This is a genomic window from Lichenihabitans sp. PAMC28606, from assembly GCF_020616535.1.
GTDB lineage: Bacteria > Pseudomonadota > Alphaproteobacteria > Rhizobiales > Beijerinckiaceae > Lichenihabitans > Lichenihabitans psoromatis.
In genome coordinates, this window is the sequence record NZ_CP085136.1 from 4056715 (window position 1) to 4075227 (window position 18513).

Here is an 18513-nt window from a genome sequence, read left to right on the forward strand (position 1 = left end):
ATCAGCTTCCTCCCTTGGGGGATCCGACGCAGATCGGCGCGCCTTGTGCGACTCCGGGCGCTGGCGTCGGGCCGAGCTCAAGTGTCAGTCCAGGGTGAGGGTCGGACCCTGAGGCTGGTTGAGGCGCAGGCCCCGGCCCAGGTGGCAGCCGGAGCGAAACGATCTTCTGAAACAAGTCCGCATCAGCCACGCGATAGGTCATCGGCGGATTCTTCGTACTCTGCTTTGCAAGAGTATTGTAGGCCTCGCCATCGAGGGTCGCAGAGGCGCTCCGCGCCTGCTGCAACCAGGCGGCATAGCCATCGCCCGACAGCGCCTTGACGTCGAAATGCATGTCGGCAAATCCCTCGCCGCTGAGATGGGACGACATCCCGTAGTAGGTGCCTTCCCGATCGGCCTGCAGGTTCAGCTGCGTCGTCATTCCGCTCATCGTGTAGATCATGCTGCCGAGCTGCGGCACGAAAAACGAGTTCCACACGCCGGACGAGGTCAGCGAGAAATGCACCGGCGTTCCAGCCGGGATCACCAATTGGTTGAGGCTGGCGACCTTCTCGTCCGGGTAGATGAAGAGCCACTTCCAATCCAGCGAAACAACCTGGATCTCGATCGGCTTCTTGGACCCGGCCAGGGGGACGGCGGGATCGAGCTCATGCGAGCCGATCCATGCGATCCCGCCCAGAAACATAATCGTCAGGAGCGGCACGGACCACGTCACGATCTCGACGCGGCCCGAAAAGGCCCAGGTCGGGAGGTGCTCGGCTTTGGTGTTGCCGGCCCGAAACCACCAGGCAAAAGCGATGGTCGCCACGATGGTCGGGACGACGATACAGAGCATGACCGCAAGAGCGTTCAGGAGCAGTGTCCGCTCGCTCGCGCCGACGGGTCCGGCGGGGTCCAGCAAGCGAAGTGAACATCCGGAGAGGAGTGCGGCGCCCGCGATTGCGACAGCCGGCGGCGCGAGACGCCTGATCCGACGGAGCGCGCGTTGCCCCGCCGCGCTCGAAAGAGAATCGTCGATCTTCGCCATTCGCCTCACCTGACTTCAGAGTGGAGTTCGACCGCGCGCAGATGTTTGATGGAAGTTGGCGGATGACGCAATGTGGCGCAAAGGCGACCGACAGCGGCATAACGCCGTTGCGCCTCTTTTCGATGACATCCGGATCATTCGATCGCGGAGCGATTATCGCGTTCGGATTTTCAAATGCGTCAGCGGTGCGTTAGGCCCGTCAGTAAGCCGCTTTCTGTCGCGCGCCGCCTGGACCCTCAGGCCAAAGACCTTTGATCTTGGCGCGTTGCCGCGCGGCTTGGCGTTGCTCAGCGGGACTCAAGGCCATCACGGTTCCGGGCGAAGCGGCGAGGTCCGACATCGAAGGCAACGTTGCCCCGTCTGCCGCCTCGGGGAGCGGCTCCGACGGCATGTAACCCGGATCGACAGGCGCACTCGCCGCAACGGTGGCGTCATGCGACATGTTTCGCCACGCTTGGCAAAAGAAGCGGCACGGCTTCGCGTCGATGATCTGATCCTCGGCCCTCGCGGGACCAAGCAGAACTGCGGCAAACGTGATCGTGAGGGCCAAGCGCTGGTAGGTCATCCGTCTTTTTAAACAATCTTCCAGCGCCGGCCAATCACCCGAACGGGTAGTTGCCTGGCGCATGGTGGCATCGCGGTCCGCCGGGGTGTTTCTAACTGCATTTTATAGCGATCGACGCGGACAAAAAGGTATTTTCTGTTCCTTGACATTGCGGCTAGCCTCCTTCGATCAGCTGGAGGACGAGGCTTTGGTGAACGACGGCGTAACCGCTCAAGCGACACCGATATCCGATGCCGATCCGCTCTGCCGGCTCTCGTCGGCGTCGCTGCGGGAGAGCTATGCGACCGGTCGCCTCTCCCCGGTCGAGGTCGCTGCTGCGGCGGTCGATCGCGCCGAGGTCGTCCAGGCCCGCTTCAACGCCTTTACGCGGATCGATCGGGCGGCCGCGCTCGCCGCTGCTCGTGAGTCGGAGGCCCGCTGGCGCAAAGGGGCTCCGCTGTCGCCGATCGATGGCGTCACGGCGACCATCAAGGACATCGTCTGGGTCGACGGATGGCCGATCCGCTACGGTAGCCCGAGCACGCCCACCTCTCCCTGCGAGGCCGATGCACCCGCGGTCGCGCGCCTGCGGGCGGCGGGCGTCACCATCATTGGTCTGACGACGACTCCCGAATTTGGCTGGAAAGCGCTGACCGACGGGCCGCTGAGCGGCATCACACGCAACCCATGGGATCCGGATCTCACGCCGGGCGGATCGTCCGGTGGCGCCGCCGTGGCGGCCGCGACGGGCGCAGGCGTCCTGCATCTTGGGACGGACGGCGGCGGATCGATCCGGATCCCGTCGTCCTTCACGGGCATCGTCGGATTGAAGCCGAGCTATGGTCGGGTCCCGGCTTACCCGGCGAGTGCGTTCGGAACGGTCGCCCATATCGGGCCGATGACGCGACGGGTGGATGATGCGGCCTCCATGCTGGCCGCCATGTCGGGCGTCGATCCAAAGGATTGGCTGCAAGGGCCGGCGCGCATGCCACCACTCGATACAATACCGCGAAGCCTCGAGGGCGCGCGTATCGGCGTCTGGTCGACCCCACCCTGTGGCATCGTCGATCCCGAGGTTGCGGCGGTGTTCGGCGACGTCGTGGAGAATCTGTCCCGTGCTGGAGCGAACGTCACGCCCATCGATCTGCCTGACGGTGACGTCTTGGATATCTTCAACGTCCTCTGGTTCACCGGCGCCGCGTCTCGTGCCGCAGCGCTGACGGCGGCCCAGAAGTCTGCTTTAGACCCCGGCCTTGCCGAAATCGTTGCACAGGGCGAGGCGTTTTCTGCGGTCCGCTATGTTCAGGCCATGGCGGCTCGGGCCGCCTTCGGTCTGGCCATGGACGCCTTGCTGGCTCGGTTCGACATCGTCGTGTCGCCCGCGACTGCCATTCCGGCCTTCGAGGCGGCCCATGAGGTGCCGCCCGGCAGCGGCCTCACCCGCTGGATCGAATGGGCTGGCTTCAGCTTCCCGATCAATCTCAGCCAACAGCCCGCCGCGATCGTCCCGTGCGGGCGAACCGCAGCCGGTCTGCCGATCGGACTGCAGATCATTGGGCCTCGCGGCGAGGACGAGCGCGTGCTCGGCTACGCGCGCGATGTCGAGACACGATTTCCCGCCTTCTTTCTGTAGGGGCGGCTGAAGTGGCTGGCGGTAGAGGGAGACACGGACATGCTTGACAGACGTTCCATGTTGCGGAGTTCGGTCGGTGCGGGCGCGGCCGGAATGGCCGCCCTGGCCAGCTTTGGCTCCGAGAAGGCCTTGGCGGCGGACGGTCCGATTCCGGTCGGCGCGGCGCTGCCGATGTCCGGTCTTTCGGCCGCCGATGGCATTGAGTTCAAGAACGGCCTTGATCTTGCGGCGGCAGAAATCAACGAAGCCGGCGGTATTCTCGGCCGCAAGATCGAGATCCATGTCGAGGACACGAAGGACATGGGGGCTGACCTCGTCAGCCAGTCCATGCAGCGTCTCGTCGACCGGTTTTCCGTACCGGCCATCATCAACGGCTACAATGTCGGCACCAACATGGTCGAGATGGATGTCGCGGCCGACAACGACATCATCATGATGCATGCGAATACGCTGATTTCGCATAACGAAAAGTTCAAGACTGATCCGGCCCGCTTTTACAGCAGTTTTCAGATCGATCCGCCCGAATATTACTATGGTCCGGGCTGTCTCAACTTCCTGAACGATTTAATCAAAGCCGGCAAATGGACGCCGCCGAACAAGAAGATCGCCATCATCCCCTCTGCGGTCGAATATGCGATCGTGATCGCCAACGCGATCAAGGCGAAGGCGCAGGACTACGGCTTCGAGGTCAGCCTCTTCGAGACCGTGCAGTTCCCCACGACGCAATGGGGTCCGACCCTTGCCAAGCTGCGCGAAAATCCGCCAGCCGCGATCCTGGTCACGCATTTCCTGCCCCAGGATTTGGCGCAGTTCATGCTGCAGTTCAAACCGCAGCCGACCAAGAGCCTGATCTACATGCAATATGGTCCCTCGTTGCCGGCGTTCCGCGACATCGGCGGCGAATCGATCAACGGCGTCATCTATTCGACCGTGATCGGCTGCCTGCCGGACGACTTTTCCGCGCCGTTCCGGAAGAGCTACCGCGAGAAGTTTGGGCCGAAATCGGCCTTCATCACGGGCTCGCAAACCTATGATGCGCTGTGGAAGTGGGCTTTGGCGGCCGCCATTGCGGGTGGGGCTGGCAAACCGTCCGACAAGGAGCAGACCCAAAAGGTCGCGACCGCGATCCGTAACCTCGTCTATCGCGGGGTAAATGGGGTGCAGCGCACCGATCCCGCAGGTCAGTCGTCCTATTGCTATCCGACGCAGGTCGCCGATCCGTCGCTCGGCATGCCGCATCAATTCCTGCAGCATCAGGATTACAAGACCGACCCGAAGTTGATTGCCCCGGCGCTTTACGCCACCGATAACTTCGTCATGCCACCTTGGATGAGCTGAGGCGCCGGGACCCCCGATGGCCGCTTCAGCGCTCCTGACCTGCGACGGCGTCAGTCGTCATTTCGGCTCCTTGAAAGCTGTCGACGGCGTATCGCTGCTGGTCGAGGAGGGCGAGGTGCTGGGCATCGGTGGTCCCAATGGGGCCGGCAAGACGACGTTCTTCGACATCGTGACGGGCCTCACGCCCGCGACGGCCGGTCGGGTGTTTTTCGGCGATCGGGAAATCACCGGCCTCGGGGCCGACGTGATCTGCCAAGCCGGTATCGCTCGAACCTTCCAGCTCAACGCTGCCTTCGACGGCATGACGGTGCTGGAAAACGTGCAGGTAGCGGCCCATTTCGGCCGCGCACCGCGCCGGCTGCCGGGGTTCCGGCTCAGTGCCCAGACGCGCGCTGCCGCCTGGGCGGCGCTCGACCTCGTCGGTCTCGCCGACAAGGCCGATGTCGTCGTGGCGCAACTGCCGGTTCTCGACCGTAAGCTGCTGATGATCGCGGGTGCGGTCGCGACCGCGCCGCGGATGATCTTTCTCGACGAGCCTGTCGGCGGCCTGACGGCGGGTGAGATCGATACGATCATGGCGCTGGTGCAGATCCTGCGGGCGCAGGGAATCACGATCGTGTTGATCGAGCATGTGATGCGCTTCCTGCTGCAACTGTCGACCCGCGTCATGATCATGCACCATGGCCAGATCATCTTCGAGGGACGACCGGACGCGGTGGCGGACGATCCCGTGGTGGTCGAAACCTATCTCGGAGCGGGCGCGACCCGGCGCCTCAAGCGCTTCTTCGCGGAGCAGCGCGTCGATGGCTGATCGGCCCGCCCTGACGCTCACCGATGTGGTGGCCGGTTATGCCGGTCCTCCTGTTCTCAATGGTCTATCGCTCGTGGTCGAGGCCGGACACCTGATCACGGTCGTGGGGCCGAACGGGCACGGCAAGACGACCCTGCTCAAGACCATTTCCGGACTGGTGGGTCTCCGTCAGGGCGAGATCACGCTCGACGGCGCCTCGCTCGGCGGATTGCGGGCGGACATCATCGCTGCGCGGGGCGTCGCCCACGTCCCGCAGGGCGACATGCTGTTTCCGCAGATGAGCGTCGAAGAAAATCTGCAGATGGGGGCCTATGCCGAACGCGACCGCCAGGTCATCGCCGAGCGCCTCCATGAGGTCTTCGTCCGGCTTCCCAAGCTCGCCGAAAGACGTCGGCAACTGGCCTCGACCCTGTCGGGGGGCGAGCGGCGCATGGTCGGGATTGGCCGTGGCTTGATGATGGGCGGCCGCGTGATGTTGATCGACGAGCCTTCGCTCGGGTTGGCGCCCCTCGTCATCGAACAGATCTATGCGGTCATCGCCGATCTGAAGGCGTCGGGCCGCTCGATCCTGCTGGTGGAGGAAAACCCGGCGCGCGTGATTGGACTGGCCGACCGCATCCATCTCCTCGACAACGGCCGGTTCGTCTGGTCGGGACTGCCGGACGATCTCATGGCCCGCGACGAACTTCTCGCAACCTATTTGGGGGGCTGAGCATGGGCCTGAGTACGCTGATCGCGATCCTCACGGCGGGGCTGACCAATGGCGCCATCTATGCCCTCGCAACCATCGGCCTGGCCTTGGTCTGGGGTTCGATGGGGATGCTGAACATGGCGCATGGCGCCTTGCTGGCGCTGGGCGGTTATGCGGCCTATTCGACCGTGACGACCCTTGGTTTGCCGGCGCCCTTCGGCTTCGTCGGCGCGATCCTGGTCGGGGTCGCGGCAGGCGCCGTGCTCTACGGTACCGTGGTGCGCCAACTCCTTCGTCAGCCGGCCGCCACCTTCGAGACCAACGTCCTGATCGCCACCGTCGGCATCGGGATCGCGCTCGAAAACGCAATCCTGCATGTCTATGGCGGCCAGCCCCTCCGCCAGCCGGTCGTCATGGATGGCCTCATCCGGATCGGTGTGTCGGAGATCCCGGTTCAGAACGTCGCCATCGTCGGCGTGTCGCTGGTCATGATGGGCATCGTCGCCTGGCTCCTGGCGCGCACCCGCATGGGTCGGGCGATCCGGGCTACGGCGCAGAACCGTGAGGCGGCTCAACTGATGGGCGTGCCGACGGGTCGCGTCTACCTCCAGGTGCTGATGCTGTCGGGGCTGCTGGCTGGCGTCTGCGGCGTCCTGGTGAGTTCGATCACCCAACTCAGCCCACCGCTCGGCGGCGACCCCATGCTGAAGGCGTTCATCATGTGCGTGGTGGCCGGCCTCGGCAATCTTCCAGGCGCGGTCGTCTCGGCCTTCGTGCTGGCCCTGGTCGAAGCCTTCGTGCAATTCGGTGCGGGCGCGCGTTGGGGCTTCCCGGTCTTGCTGCTGCTCGTCATCGTGGTGTTGATCTGGCGTCCCTCGGGCTTGTTCGGCCGTGTCCAGACGAGGCGGCTATGAGCCGGAACGCCACAATCGCCCCCTCGCGGCGGGAGGGTCGGAGCGCGCTTCCGGTCGGCGACATCGTCATGGCGCTTGTCGTCATCGCGGCGCTCGTGGCGGTGCCCTTCGTGGTCGAGAGCCGCTACATTCTCGGTCAGATCATCCTGATGCTGTTCCTGTCCACGGTGGCGTCGCAATGGAATCTGCTGTTCGGCTATTCCGGCGTCTTTTCGTTGGCCCAGATGGCGATCTTCGGGTTTGGCGGTTACGTCACCGCCATGCTCTGCGTGTATTTCGGGCTCGGCATCTGGGTCGCGATCCCGCTCGGTGCTCTCGGCGCTGCCTTGTTCAGCCTCATCATCGGCCTCGCTTGCCTGCGGCTGTCGGGTGTTTATGTCGCCCTGCTGACGCTCGCGATCGCGCAGGCCCTCTACGTGCTGATCGTCACCGATACGGATTGTTTCCGCATGGTCGGCTCGGCGTGCCGCCAATTTACCGGCGGTGCCGTGGGCTTCGCCCGGTTCGGGGAGTTCGGCACCCGCGCCTGGCTGAAAAGCCGGTATCTCGTCGGCAATTACGCCATCATCGGCCTGCTCTTCGCGGTCACCATGGCTTGCACCTATGCGATCATCGCCAGCCCGATCGGCCTCGCATTTCGCGCCCTCAAGGACAATCCCGGCTATGCGGTCGCGCGCGGCGTCAACCGGTTTCAGGCGCAGCTTTTCGTGTTCGGCCTGTCGGCCTTCTTCACCGGGCTCGCGGGTGGCTTTTACGCGGTGCATTTCCAAGCCATCAGCCCCGGTATCCTGTCGCTCTCGCAGTTGCTCTTCATCATTGCGGCCACGGTGGTGGGCGGGGTCGGCAGCTTCTGGGGGCCGCTCGTCGGCACGCTGGTGCTGATGGTCGCCGACGAAGGGATGCGAGAAGCGGGCGAGTTCCGCACCTTGGGTCTCGGTCTCATCATCGCGGCCTCGATCGTGCTGATGCCCAATGGGCTGCTCGGACGCCTCGGCGATGCTCGCCGCTGGTTGCGCGATCGCCGGATGCGATCATCCACCCCCGTCACGGAGACTGGCCATGTATGACACGATCATCCTCGGGGCCGGCTCGTCCGGCTGTGTGATGGCCAATCGCCTGAGTGCGGACCCCGGCCGCAACGTGCTGGTGCTGGAAGCCGGCGGCGGCGCGCCACTCGCCTCCGACATCCCCTCCGATTGGGTGACGATGTTCAACACCTCGTCCGATTGGGGCTTTCATACCGAACCGCAGGCGGGTTGCCGCGGCCGCCGCATCTTCTGGCCGCGCGGCAAGATGATCGGCGGATCCGGCGCGCTCAACGCCATGATCTACATGCGCGGCCTGCCGTCGGATTATGATGGCTGGGCCAAACTCGGCTGCCCGAACTGGGCATGGCAGGATGTGCTGCCGGTGTTCAAAGCCTGCGAGGATAATCAGCGCCTCGGCAACGATCCGCTGCACGGCGTCGGCGGACCGCTCCATATCAGCGATGTCGCTTATGTCGATCGCGGTGAGCGCCTCTGGCTGGAAGCCGCGCAGGCGGCCGGTTACCCGCTCAACACCGATTTCAACGGCCCCGACCAGGAAGGCGTCGGCTTTTTCCAGTTCACGATCCGCAACGGCGAGCGCTGGGGGACCGGAAAGGCCTATCTGCGGCCAGTTCTCGACCGGCCCAACTTGACCGTAAAGACCGGCGTCACGGTCACGCGCATCCTTGTCGAGAAGGGCCGCGCCGTGGGGGTCGAATATCTCGACAAGGCGCGATTGAACACGGTCTACGCGAGCTCTGAGGTGGTGCTGACCTCCGGCGCGATCGGCTCCTGCCACCTTCTGCTTCTGTCCGGGATCGGGCCCGCCGACGAACTGCGACAGGTCGGGGTCGACCCCCTTCACGACCTGCCGGGCGTCGGCAAGAACCTGCAAGATCACATCAATATCCCGATCACCTTCGCGGCCAATCAGGAGATCGGGATCGGCGCTTTGACGGCCGATGATTGGGACAGCTCGCTTAAGTCCTGGCAGGAGAACCGCACCGGACTGCGGACCTCGGCTTGGGTCGCGGCCGGCGGCCACGTCAAGAGCCGGCCCGACGTCGAGCCGGATCTTCAGCTCTACGGGGCGGCGAGCAGCCATCGCGACTATGCCCGCTTTCTGCATTCCGGCTCGGGCATCACGTTCCACTCGACGCTGCAACGCCCCAACAGCCGCGGTGAGATCCGACTGCGATCGGACGACCCGATACAAGCCCCGATGATCGATCCGCGCTACTTCGTCAGCGACCCGAGCGGCACCGATCTGTCGACCATGGTGGAGGGTGTGCGGATCAGTCGGCGCATCGCTGCCCAATCACCGCTTGCCGAGATCCTGGCGGGCGAGTTGCCGCCCAGCGTCGAATGTGAGAGCGACGAAGCGATCGGACATTACATCCGAGGCCATTGCACCACGCTCTATCATCCCTCGAGCACCTGCCGGATGGGAACCGACCCGATGGCGGTCGTCGATCCCTTCAGCATGAAGGTGCGCGGGCTCGAAGGTCTGCGGATCGCCGACGCCTCCGTCATCCCCAAGATGGTGTCGAGCAACATCAATGCGCCGACCATCATGATCGCCGAGCGCGCCGCGCAGATGATCTTGAGCTGACTGTCCCGAGAGGGTCGAAACGAAGAGGGACAGGCGGATGGCGACAGGCTGGAACTTCCATGAACTCTATCTGTGGCACGACACCGGCAATGCCGCGACGTTCTTCCCGCCGGGTCTGACGATCGAACCGGGCGATCATGCCGAGAACGCGTCGACCAAACGGCGGTTTCGCAACCTCATGGAGGTGTCGGGTCTGTTGGAGCACCTGACCACCGTCGCGTCCGTGCCGATCGACGAGGACGATCTCGCCTTGTTCCATGGCCGGGATTACATCGAACGCATCAAGGCGATGAGCGCCGCGCGGGGCGGCGACGCGAGCCACCTCACGCCCTTCGGCCCGGGCAGCTTTGACATTGCCCGCCTCGCGGTGGGTGGAACGACGGCCTTGCTCGATGCCGTCGTGAGCGGGAAGGTGACCAACGGCTACGCTCTGGTTCGCCCACCCGGCCACCATGCCGAGCGCGACCGCGGCCTCGGCTTCTGTCTCTTTGGCAATGTGCCGATCGCCATCATGAAGGCGCGTGCCAATCATGGTCTCGGCCGCATCGCCGTGATCGACTGGGACGTGCATCATGGCAACGGCACGCAGCAGGCCTTCTACGACGACCCCGACACCCTGGTGATCTCACTGCACCAGGATGGCCTTTTCCCGCTCGGTTCGGGAACCCTTGGCGAACGCGGCGAAGGCCAGGGGGAGGGCTTCAACATCAACGTGCCACTCCCGGCCGGCACCGGCGTGGGCGGCTACTTTGCGGCCTTCGACCGCGTGGTGCTGCCGGCCCTGGCGCGGTTTCGGCCGGAGATGATCGTGGTCTGCTCGGGGTTCGACGCCTCGGCTCTCGATCCGCTCGGGCGCATGATGCTGCATAGCGAGGCCTACCGGGCGCTGACCGGCCGGCTGATGGAGGCTGCTCAAACGCTCTGTGACGGTCGCCTCGCGATGTCGCATGAGGGCGGCTATTCGGCGAGCTACGTGCCCTATTGCGGGCTTGCGGTCATGGAGGCCATGAGCGGCATCAAGACCCCGATCTATGACCCCTTCATGGTCAGCTTCTGTGACTATCCTGGCCAGGAGCTGCTGCCGCATCAAGAGGCCGCCATCACCCGCGCTGAGGCGCTGTTGGACCGGCTCTGAACGCGCGGTCGTCGATCACAGGACAGGGCGCTAGACATCGAAGATGAGGTGCCGCCGCTCTGGCGTCACCACGGCAAAATGGGCCGGGTCGCTGTCCCGGAACAACGAGACGAACACGTCGACCAAGGCTTTGATGTGAGCGGGTTTCATGGGGCCGTAGAGATCGGCGATTTGCAGTGTCGGGGCTGGGAGCGGATCGCTGAGCGGCACCCGGATGACGCTCGCATTATCCATATTGCTGCGGGTGATCGGCCGCATATTGAGAATCGCGAGCCCGAACCCGGCCGATACCGCGCTTCGGACCGTCTCGTAGGAGCGTGAGCGAAAGCCGACGGTCGGTTTGATCCCGTGGAGATCGTAGAGCGACAGGAGATAGCTCACCGTCAACGGCAAATCGAGCAGCACCAGCGGATAGGTCGCGAGATCGTCGATCGACAGGCTCTCGGCCTCCGCAAGCGGATGTCCCGTCGGCAGCATGACATGCGCCGGCACGCGGCAGATCGGTGTGATGTGAGCGTTGAACTTTGGCCCGATATCGTAGGAGATCACGATATCGACGATGCCGCGATCGAGCCAATCCGCAAGCTGGGTTTGATCTCCTTCGAACAAGGCGACATCCGTCCGCCCGACGATGTCCCGAAATCGAACGATCCCCTCCGTCATGAAGAGGGCGCCGAAGGGCTCGAAACAACCGATCCGGATGGATTGCGTCTGCGACTGTAGCACGCCGATTTTGCGCTGAAAGTCCGTCTCGGCGGCCAGTAGAGAACGCCCGGCCGCCACGAAACGCTCGCCGCCCGGCGTCGTCTTGATGCCGCTCGACCGGCGCCGGTCGAAAATCCGTGCGCCGAGGCTGAATTCCGCGCTTTCGATGGCGGCCAGGATCGAAGACGCCGAAATGCGGAGCCGCCGGGAGGCCGCCTGAATGGATCCGCAATCGGCGACCGCGCAGACATAGGCGATCTGCCGAAGCGAGATGCTCAAGGTTTGCCCCTGCGCGGCCGGATCACCGCTTGACCGACGTTGCGATCGGGGATGCCAAACGGTTGCAAGACCCGGAGCCCGAGCCGATGCGGACTTTCGCTGAACACGACAACCGGAAAGGACATGTCGCAATGATGTCGCATTCCAAAGCGACCGGCAATGAGGCTGGCGCATCAGCTGCCGCGCAATCGACCGAAAGCGGCTAGTCGCAGCCCGAAACATCCGACCGGCCGAGGTAGAACCGCTCGGCATTCGTCTTAAAGACTTTGTCGAGATCCTCCGGCCCAAAGTGGGGGGCCAGCAGGTCGTGGGCCGCCTCGACAACCTCGGCATAGCTTGCCGCCAACGTGCAAACCGGCCAGTCGCTGCCGAACATGAGCCGGTCCGGCCCGAAACAGGCCACTGCATGGTCGACGTAGGGACGAAGCTCATCGAGAGTCCAAGCGCCCGGGGAGGCTTCGGTCACGAGGCCCGACAGCTTGCAGGAGACGTTTGGGAAGGCTGCGACGGCTGCGAGTTGGTCGCGCCAGGGATCGAGCAGGCCAGCCGCGATCTGAGGTTTCGAGACGTGATCCACCACGGCTTTCAGCCCAGGTGTGCGGGCCAGCGCCTCGCAGATATGCGGCAGGTGCCGCGTGAAGCTCAGAATGTCGAACGCGACACCGGCCTCCGCGACACGTGCGAGATTGCGAAGGACGCGCGGACGCAGGATGAAGGCATCGTCCGGATCATCCTGGAGCATGGGTCTAAGGCCCACCCATTTCGGCTGACCGGCATAGTGAGCCAGGTGTTCGGCGAAGTCGTCGCTGTCCATGTCGAGCCACCCGACCACGCCCACAACGAAATCGGTGTCTTGGGCGAGGCCGAGCAGGAAGTCGGTTTCGGCGATGGTTGCGGCCGCCTGCACCACGATCGTCCGGGTCATGCCGGTCGCGGCCATCAACGGCGCGAGATCGGCCGGCATGAAGTCGCGCATTAGCGGCGCGACATGCGCGCCCATCCACCCATAATCGCCGCGCGACAGGCGCCAAAAATGCTGATGACTGTCGATCATGGTGTTCCATCGATGTAGGAGGCCGGACGCTTCAGCTAGACTAGCTGATTTCGCGCAGTGGTTTCCACTTGCTGAAGCGTTTCGATGTCGAACCATTGTGACGCCCATTGTGGAACTTACCGCGTGCGTTCAGGAGCCTTTCGGCTATTGGTTCGGCGATCGATCGACGGACCGCTGTCGTGTTGGTTCGCTGTCGTCGCGCCTTTGAGGAAACCATCGTGATGGGTTTGTCGGATATCTTTGCTCGGATTGTCGCTTTGATCGGCGCCGGTGCGATCCTGCTCCGGCGCATGGAGGGGAGCGTCGATGTGCCGGCCCTCGGCCATGCACCAGCGATCCCGCTCGCCAAGCCGCAGGGCATTCCAACCCTCAAGATGCCGACCGCGCGGGGGTGGGCGCTGGGCCACGTGCCGGTCGCCGCGCCTGGGCTGAAGGTCAATGCCTTTGCGCCGGGGCTGAAGCACCCGCGTTGGATTCACGTGCTGCCGAACGGCGATGTGCTTGCGTCCGAGGCTCTCGGCGACGCCGGCAAAATCAAGACCGCGTTCGATTACGCGATGTATAGCACGATGAAGCGGGCCGCCGCCGTCGGGACCAGCCCGAACCGGATCACATTGTTGCGCGATCGGGATGGTGACGGCGTGGCGGAAACCCGCGAGGTCTTCCTGGACAATCAGGCCCAGCCGTTCGGCATGGCGATGTTGGACGACACGCTCTACGTCGGCAATACCGATGGCGTCATGGCCTTCCCTTATGCGGACGGGCAGACCCGTATTGCGGGGCCAGGGCGAAGGCTGACGACGTTCAAGTCGGGCGGCCACTGGACACGAAGCATCTTGGCAAGCCCAGATGGGACGCGGCTTTATATCGGGGTCGGCTCCCTCAGCAACATCGCCGACGAGGGTCTGGTGGCCGAGGAGGGGAGAGCCGCCATCTACGAACTCGATCGTGCGACGGGACAAAGCCGGATGTTCGCCACCGGGCTCCGTAACCCTGTCGGCCTGGCTTGGCAGCCGGAAACGGGCGCGCTCTGGACGGTGGTGAACGAGCGCGACGGCCTTGGCGACGAAACGCCGCCGGATTATCTCACGTCGGTGAAGGACGGGGGCTTCTACGGCTGGCCCTATTGCTATTGGGGCAAGACGGTCGATGACCGGGTCACGCAGGACGCGGCCGCCGTCGCCACCGCAATCACGCCGGATTATGCGTTGGGCGGTCACACGGCTTCGCTCGGCCTCTGCTGGCTTCCGGCCGGCATCCTTCCCGGCTTCGGCGACGGCATGGTGATCGGCCAACACGGCTCTTGGAACCGCAGCAAGCTCAGCGGCTACAAAGTGGTGTTCGTCCCATTTGCCGACGGCAAGCCGACCGGCGAACCCCCGCGTGACATCCTCTCCGGTTTTCTCGCGCCCGATGAAAAAGTGTCTTACGGCCGCCCGGTCGGCGTCACGATCGGACCGGACAACTGCCTGTTGGTCGCGGACGACGTGGGCGATGTAATCTGGCGCGTGACGGCCGCCTGATCGCGATCAGACGGCGCCACTGCCACCTCGCCATGGCTTCACAACCGCGCCGCCTTGCGTCATCTGTCGCGCCGGACACGATGCTGAACCGTCGAGTGAGGTACCGATTGCGACAGGACGATCAATCGACGATCCGCTGGCTCGAGCGTGGCGCTTGGGCCGTCGCGGTCATCATGATGCTAGCTGGACTGTCTGATGCCGCCCGTGCCGCCGATGCGGCTGGGCTCGAAGCCGCTTACAAATCATGCGCGTTCTATGCCGCCATGCGGTTCCCGACACCGGCCACAGAGGCTCACGAGATCGCGAAGGCATCCGTGGCATCGTGTGAAAAACATGCCCAGGCGATGCGAACCGCTTGGGCGGGTTCTGGTCCGGACATTCGCGAACGGGAGATTGCCCGAGCCCGCGAAGAGGCTCTCGCGATCGCCCTGAAAGCCGCGGATGCGATGCACAGGAGCCGTCGCGGCATGTGACGGCCGCCACGGCTTGGACCGACGAGCCATGATGGCCCGGCCCGATCTGCGATCAGTAGTTGACCGGCGGGGGTGAGTCCGGAACGTAGCCGTTCGGCGCCGCGATCAGCGTTCCGAGATCCGGTACGGTGATGCCCGACGGCTTGAAGCCGTCCTGCAACTCCTTGTACCAATCGCCTTCCTGCTGGGCTTTCTTGTCATCCGCCTGAATGCTCTTCACGATGGCGTAGATCAGGCCGCCGATCGCTGCCACACCGCCGACGACCCCGCCGATCGCGCCAAACACACCGCCGAGGGCGGCTATGGATTCGGTCGCGGCGAGAGCGCCGACGCGCGGCAGGACGTAAGTGGCAACTTCACCGATGCCGGCGATCGAACTGATGCCGTTCAGCCCGGCGAAAATGCCCTGAGCGGCCGCGCCGCCGATGTCGCCCGCATCCGCCGCCTGCTTGGCCCCAATCGCGCCGAGTGCGAGCCCGAGGGCATTGCCTGCGACGCCGCCGATCGATTTTCCGATGTTTTCCGCATCTTTGCCGACGGTCGTCAGCGTTTTCAAGTTATCGGCACGCCCCTGATATTCGGCGAGTTGGGCCTGCTGCTCGGGCGTGAAGCCCGGCAGTTCACTCAGGGCTTGCAGGTTCTTCAGGTTCGGCGCGTCGTTCTTCACGACATCCTGCAGGCCCTTGAGGGTCGTGCCATAATATTTGCCGCCCCCCTCTGTCAGCAAACCGGCCACGCCGAGCGACTGGTTGGCGGTCTGCAGATCGGAGCCGCCGCCGGTCCCGAGCCGTGCCCCCATGGCCCCGGCCAGCAAAAGCGCAGACGCGCCGTGGAACACGCCCGCCTTGTAGGCGGGGGTTGTGGTCGACGAGGAGGCGACGGGTGTCCATCCCTTCTGCACCTTGGCCATCGCGTCATCGAACTTCAATCCGCTGCGCATCGCGTCGTTGATTTGCCGGATTGCTGCGATGATTTCGGCTGCTGGCGGTTGGTCTTTGCCGGCTGTCGCAAGGGTGCCGAGGTTGTTTTGAACGAGCTGCTGAAGCTTCGGATCATCCACACCGGTGACGCCGAGACCCTTCAACATGTCCTCACCGGACTTGCCGTCGGTCAATTGGGCGCGCGCCAGCGATGTCGCCTTGTCGTTGAATTTATCGGTTCCGGCCTGCACCGTGTCCGCGTCGAGGACGCTGTCGTAAACGGTCTTGTCGGTGGCCGACTGGATGATCGCCTTATCCGAAGGGGTGCCGGATGCGATCAGGTCATCGATCTGCTTGCCCGAGGTGATGTCGGCATAGCCCTGCGTGATCTTGTCCTTGATGTCCTGCGGAGCGGCCGCCAAAGCCTTTGAGAGATCCGTCGTCGTGTTCAGCGCTTGTGCGTAGAAGCTGGGTTTAGCGAGAAAGCTGCCGAGCGCGGCAGTGGTGCTCAGCGGATTACCGTGGCTGTCCTTCTGCGCGAAGGCATCCTGCAGCGCTTGTGTGCTCGAATCGGCATCCGACTGTTTCTGCATGGCGGCTTTCAGCGATGGATCGCTGGAAACGAGGCCCTGCAAGGCGGCCGGCATCTTGTCGGTCATGAAGGATTGCACGTCCGTGTCTTTGCCGAGCGTATCGATTCGGCTCTGAACGTCTTTGATGAAATCGCTGCGCGTCTCGCCCGGCGTCGGGCCATCATAGTAGTTGTGATATTGATCGGGGCTGTCGAGGACGTTGGGGCCCTTGTCGGTCTGGAACTGGTTCTCGCCCGCATTGTACCGACCGATCGTCTGGCTGAGCTGGATCAGCGCCGCAGCTTTATCGGCGCCGCTGGCGCTGCTCGATGCTCCCGTGAAATAATCCGGGTTCAGCTTGCTCGCGTCGCCGCCCGCATCTTTCACGGCCTGCTGCATCGCGTCGCTTTTCAGGCTCGAGATGCTGTCATCCTCGTTTTTGCTGCCGCCCTTGCCGATCAGGGCGTCGAGGTTGCTGTTCTGGATCGTGCCGTCGCTGAGTGTGCTTGCGTCGAGACCCGCATTGCCGAGCGCAGTGAACTCCCCGGCATTGCCAAAGAAGGTTGCCGCATGTTTCAGCGCATCGGGCAGTTTGGAATCGCTGTCGCCCGAGGCCACGGCCTTCAAGTCGTCGGCGTTGAACTTGCTGTCGACCTTGGCGGCGCCGCTCCCGGCGGCATCGAGAACCGGCATGTTAGCCTCGAGAATCGAGCCGTTCACGGCTTTCTCGGTGGCGATCGCGTCGGCTTTCGGATCGTCTTTCTTGAACGCCGCAAAGCTGCTTTTCGCCGAATCCGCCGACTTGTTGAGGTCGCTCACGAAGCCGCCGACCGCATCGCGCGTGATCGTGCCGTCGACCGTCAGCCGTTTCGCGACGGCGTCATTGGCCATGAGGCGGCTCTGGGCATCGGCCACATTCTGGGGCATGTCGTTGAGTTTGGGATCGCCGCGATCATGGGCGCCGAACCAGTTCTGCAAGGTTGCGGCGTCGTCGCCGATTTGCGCCAGGGACGCCTTGTCGCTGTCCGATACCGCGCCGCCGAGGCTGTTCAGCCAGTCGTGGACATGGCTGTTCTGAGCCGAGAAGCCAACCTGGCCGGAGAGCAGCGCTTTAAAGTTGCTGTTGCTGATCGTGCCGTCTTTGCTGGCGCCGCCCGCATTGGCCAAGCTGCTGAACTTGCCCGGATCCAAACTATATTGGATGGCCGCGTTCTTCAACACATCCGGCAGGCCCGGGGCCTTCGAGTCTTTATCGTCCGACTCGATCGCTTTGAGATCGTCGGCGTTGATCTTGCCGTCGACTTTCGCGTTGCTGCTTCCCGCGTCGTCGAGAATGGGCAAGTTGGCCTGAAGCACCGAGGTCAGCGCCGCCTGCGATGTCGCGGAGGGGTCGAGGTTCTTGCTGTGCTTCTCAAAAGACTCGAAGTCGCTCTTGGCCGATTTTGCCGCATCGTCGAGCCGGTGCAGAAAATCGCCGATCTTGTCGCGCGTCACAACGCCTTTGTCGGTGAGCTGCTTGGCGACCGCATCGTTGGCGAACAGCCGATTTTCCGCATCGGAGACGTTCTGCGGCATGGCGTTGATCGCCGGATCGCCCCGTTTATGCGAGTCAAACCAGCTCTTCAGCGTGGCCGCGTCGTCGCCGGTCTGAGCGAGACCCTTCTTGTCGTCATCGGTGACCGAATTGCCGAGAGCGTCCAGCCACGAATGCACGTCGTTGTCCCCGACCGACGGGCTCGATTGCGCCTGGCCGCGGACCGGGGCGACGCCTCCGAAGGCGAAATGGCCAAGGCCCGCAAGCGGCGCGCCCAGCTGGGGAAGAGCCGCCGCCCGCTGCGACGGTTTCATTGCCAGCAAGCGATGGATGGTAGCGGCCGGCACGGCGCAGAGCACCGTCAGGCCATGTCGTTCGGCATAATCGTCGACCGATAGCGTCTCGATCTCGTCGAAGCCCACATCCGGCTCGCGAACGCCGCCGCTGCGCAGGTCGCGAAGCACCACATGGCCAGCCGAAACCGTCTCAGCCACGGGTCCGAGAAACACGATTTCGTCGGCATCGGTCCGGGCGGTCGAGGCTGCGGCCGCAAGGCAGTTTGACGGAGGTGTCGCGTTATCGATCGTCAGCAGCGTCGCGGTTGGCTGATCGTCCGTCTCGGAGGCGATCGGTGAGTGGCTCGGGTTCGACATGGTTGATACGGACGACATGAGGAGCTCCATTTCGCTTCGACGACTGTGCAAGAGAGGGGACAGCATT

At 64.0% G+C, this 18513-nt stretch carries 15 protein-coding genes; 10 read left to right on the top strand and 5 right to left on the bottom strand.

Translation table 11 applies throughout. From position 1 onward, the window contains the following. Position 1: 1 nt before the first annotated feature. Both cyoA and LGH83_RS19100 read right to left on the bottom strand, forming a co-directional pair. Positions 2–1027, bottom strand: coding sequence for a ubiquinol oxidase subunit II (gene cyoA / locus LGH83_RS19095; protein WP_227399989.1), 1026 nt, complete (start codon positions 1025–1027; stop codon positions 2–4). A 199-nt stretch (positions 1028–1226) separates the two neighbouring features. Further along, positions 1227–1592, bottom strand: a complete 366-nt coding sequence (locus LGH83_RS19100; RefSeq protein ID WP_227399990.1) for a hypothetical protein — start codon at positions 1590–1592, stop codon at positions 1227–1229. A 190-nt stretch (positions 1593–1782) separates the two neighbouring features. On the opposite strand from LGH83_RS19100, the gene LGH83_RS19105 reads away from it, so the two are divergent. From LGH83_RS19105 to LGH83_RS19140, 8 genes are read left to right on the top strand one after another with little or no spacing between them, the layout of a single operon-like run. After that, a complete protein-coding gene (locus tag LGH83_RS19105; RefSeq protein WP_227399991.1) occupies positions 1783–3204 on the top strand; it encodes an amidase in 1422 nt (473 codons plus the stop codon). A 39-nt stretch (positions 3205–3243) separates the two neighbouring features. Next, entirely contained in the window at positions 3244–4542 is a 1299-nt protein-coding gene (locus LGH83_RS19110) for an ABC transporter substrate-binding protein (protein ID WP_227399992.1), read from the top strand. A gap of 16 nt (positions 4543–4558) precedes the next feature. Further along, positions 4559–5353, top strand: a complete 795-nt coding sequence (locus tag LGH83_RS19115) for an ABC transporter ATP-binding protein (RefSeq protein ID WP_131195930.1) — start codon at positions 4559–4561, stop codon at positions 5351–5353. Further along, positions 5346–6065, top strand: coding sequence for an ABC transporter ATP-binding protein (locus tag LGH83_RS19120; protein ID WP_227399993.1), 720 nt, complete (start codon positions 5346–5348; stop codon positions 6063–6065). The genes LGH83_RS19115 and LGH83_RS19120 overlap by 8 nt, the downstream gene beginning before the upstream one ends. A 2-nt stretch (positions 6066–6067) precedes the next feature. Next, positions 6068–6958 carry a branched-chain amino acid ABC transporter permease gene (locus tag LGH83_RS19125; protein ID WP_227399994.1) on the top strand — a complete coding sequence of 297 codons (891 nt, stop codon included), beginning with the start codon at positions 6068–6070 and terminating at the stop codon, positions 6956–6958. Next, the gene (locus tag LGH83_RS19130) at positions 6955–8025 is read left to right on the top strand and encodes a branched-chain amino acid ABC transporter permease (RefSeq protein ID WP_227399995.1); all 1071 of its coding nucleotides are present in this window, start codon (positions 6955–6957) and stop codon (positions 8023–8025) included. Before LGH83_RS19125 ends, LGH83_RS19130 begins: the two co-directional genes overlap by 4 nt. Then, the gene (locus LGH83_RS19135) at positions 8018–9598 is read left to right on the top strand and encodes a GMC family oxidoreductase (protein ID WP_227399996.1); all 1581 of its coding nucleotides are present in this window, start codon (positions 8018–8020) and stop codon (positions 9596–9598) included. Before LGH83_RS19130 ends, LGH83_RS19135 begins: the two co-directional genes overlap by 8 nt. A gap of 37 nt (positions 9599–9635) precedes the next feature. Continuing rightward, positions 9636–10733 (top strand): class II histone deacetylase, encoded by a 1098-nt coding sequence (locus LGH83_RS19140; protein ID WP_227399997.1) that lies wholly within the window; start codon positions 9636–9638, stop codon positions 10731–10733. A gap of 30 nt (positions 10734–10763) precedes the next feature. On the opposite strand, the gene LGH83_RS19145 is transcribed toward LGH83_RS19140, so the two are convergent. Both LGH83_RS19145 and LGH83_RS19150 read right to left on the bottom strand, forming a co-directional pair. Continuing rightward, positions 10764–11717, bottom strand: a complete 954-nt coding sequence (locus tag LGH83_RS19145; protein WP_227399998.1) for a LysR family transcriptional regulator — start codon at positions 11715–11717, stop codon at positions 10764–10766. A 202-nt stretch (positions 11718–11919) separates the two neighbouring features. Continuing rightward, positions 11920–12771 carry an amidohydrolase family protein gene (locus LGH83_RS19150; protein ID WP_227399999.1) on the bottom strand — a complete coding sequence of 284 codons (852 nt, stop codon included), beginning with the start codon at positions 12769–12771 and terminating at the stop codon, positions 11920–11922. A gap of 221 nt (positions 12772–12992) precedes the next feature. On the opposite strand from LGH83_RS19150, the gene LGH83_RS19155 reads away from it, so the two are divergent. Beyond that, positions 12993–14294: a PQQ-dependent sugar dehydrogenase gene (locus LGH83_RS19155; protein WP_227400000.1), complete on the top strand. Its 1302-nt coding sequence runs from the start codon at positions 12993–12995 to the stop codon at positions 14292–14294. A 107-nt stretch (positions 14295–14401) separates the two neighbouring features. Next, on the top strand, positions 14402–14767 hold the full coding sequence (locus LGH83_RS19160) for a hypothetical protein (RefSeq protein ID WP_227400001.1): 366 nt from the start codon (positions 14402–14404) through the stop codon (positions 14765–14767). A gap of 52 nt (positions 14768–14819) precedes the next feature. Here LGH83_RS19160 and LGH83_RS19165 read toward each other — a convergent pair whose 3' ends face one another. Further along, positions 14820–18464, bottom strand: a complete 3645-nt coding sequence (locus tag LGH83_RS19165) for a type III effector HrpK domain-containing protein (protein WP_227400002.1) — start codon at positions 18462–18464, stop codon at positions 14820–14822. Positions 18465–18513: the final 49 nt, after the last annotated feature.

Bases quoted from the DNA above. Each gene is read 5' to 3' on its own strand.
- LGH83_RS19165 (WP_227400002.1), bottom strand. From the start codon at position 18,464: ATGTCGTCCGTATCAACCATGTCGAACCCGAGCCACTCACCGATCGCC.
- cyoA (WP_227399989.1), bottom strand. From the start codon at position 1,027: ATGGCGAAGATCGACGATTCTCTTTCGAGCGCGGCGGGGCAACGCGCG.
- LGH83_RS19130 (WP_227399995.1), top strand. From the start codon at position 6,955: ATGAGCCGGAACGCCACAATCGCCCCCTCGCGGCGGGAGGGTCGGAGC.
- LGH83_RS19100 (WP_227399990.1), bottom strand. From the start codon at position 1,592: ATGACCTACCAGCGCTTGGCCCTCACGATCACGTTTGCCGCAGTTCTG.
- LGH83_RS19115 (WP_131195930.1), top strand. From the start codon at position 4,559: ATGGCCGCTTCAGCGCTCCTGACCTGCGACGGCGTCAGTCGTCATTTC.
- LGH83_RS19110 (WP_227399992.1), top strand. From the start codon at position 3,244: ATGCTTGACAGACGTTCCATGTTGCGGAGTTCGGTCGGTGCGGGCGCG.
- LGH83_RS19120 (WP_227399993.1), top strand. From the start codon at position 5,346: ATGGCTGATCGGCCCGCCCTGACGCTCACCGATGTGGTGGCCGGTTAT.
- LGH83_RS19125 (WP_227399994.1), top strand. From the start codon at position 6,068: ATGGGCCTGAGTACGCTGATCGCGATCCTCACGGCGGGGCTGACCAAT.
- LGH83_RS19135 (WP_227399996.1), top strand. From the start codon at position 8,018: ATGTATGACACGATCATCCTCGGGGCCGGCTCGTCCGGCTGTGTGATG.
- LGH83_RS19140 (WP_227399997.1), top strand. From the start codon at position 9,636: ATGGCGACAGGCTGGAACTTCCATGAACTCTATCTGTGGCACGACACC.
- LGH83_RS19155 (WP_227400000.1), top strand. From the start codon at position 12,993: ATGGGTTTGTCGGATATCTTTGCTCGGATTGTCGCTTTGATCGGCGCC.
- LGH83_RS19150 (WP_227399999.1), bottom strand. From the start codon at position 12,771: ATGATCGACAGTCATCAGCATTTTTGGCGCCTGTCGCGCGGCGATTAT.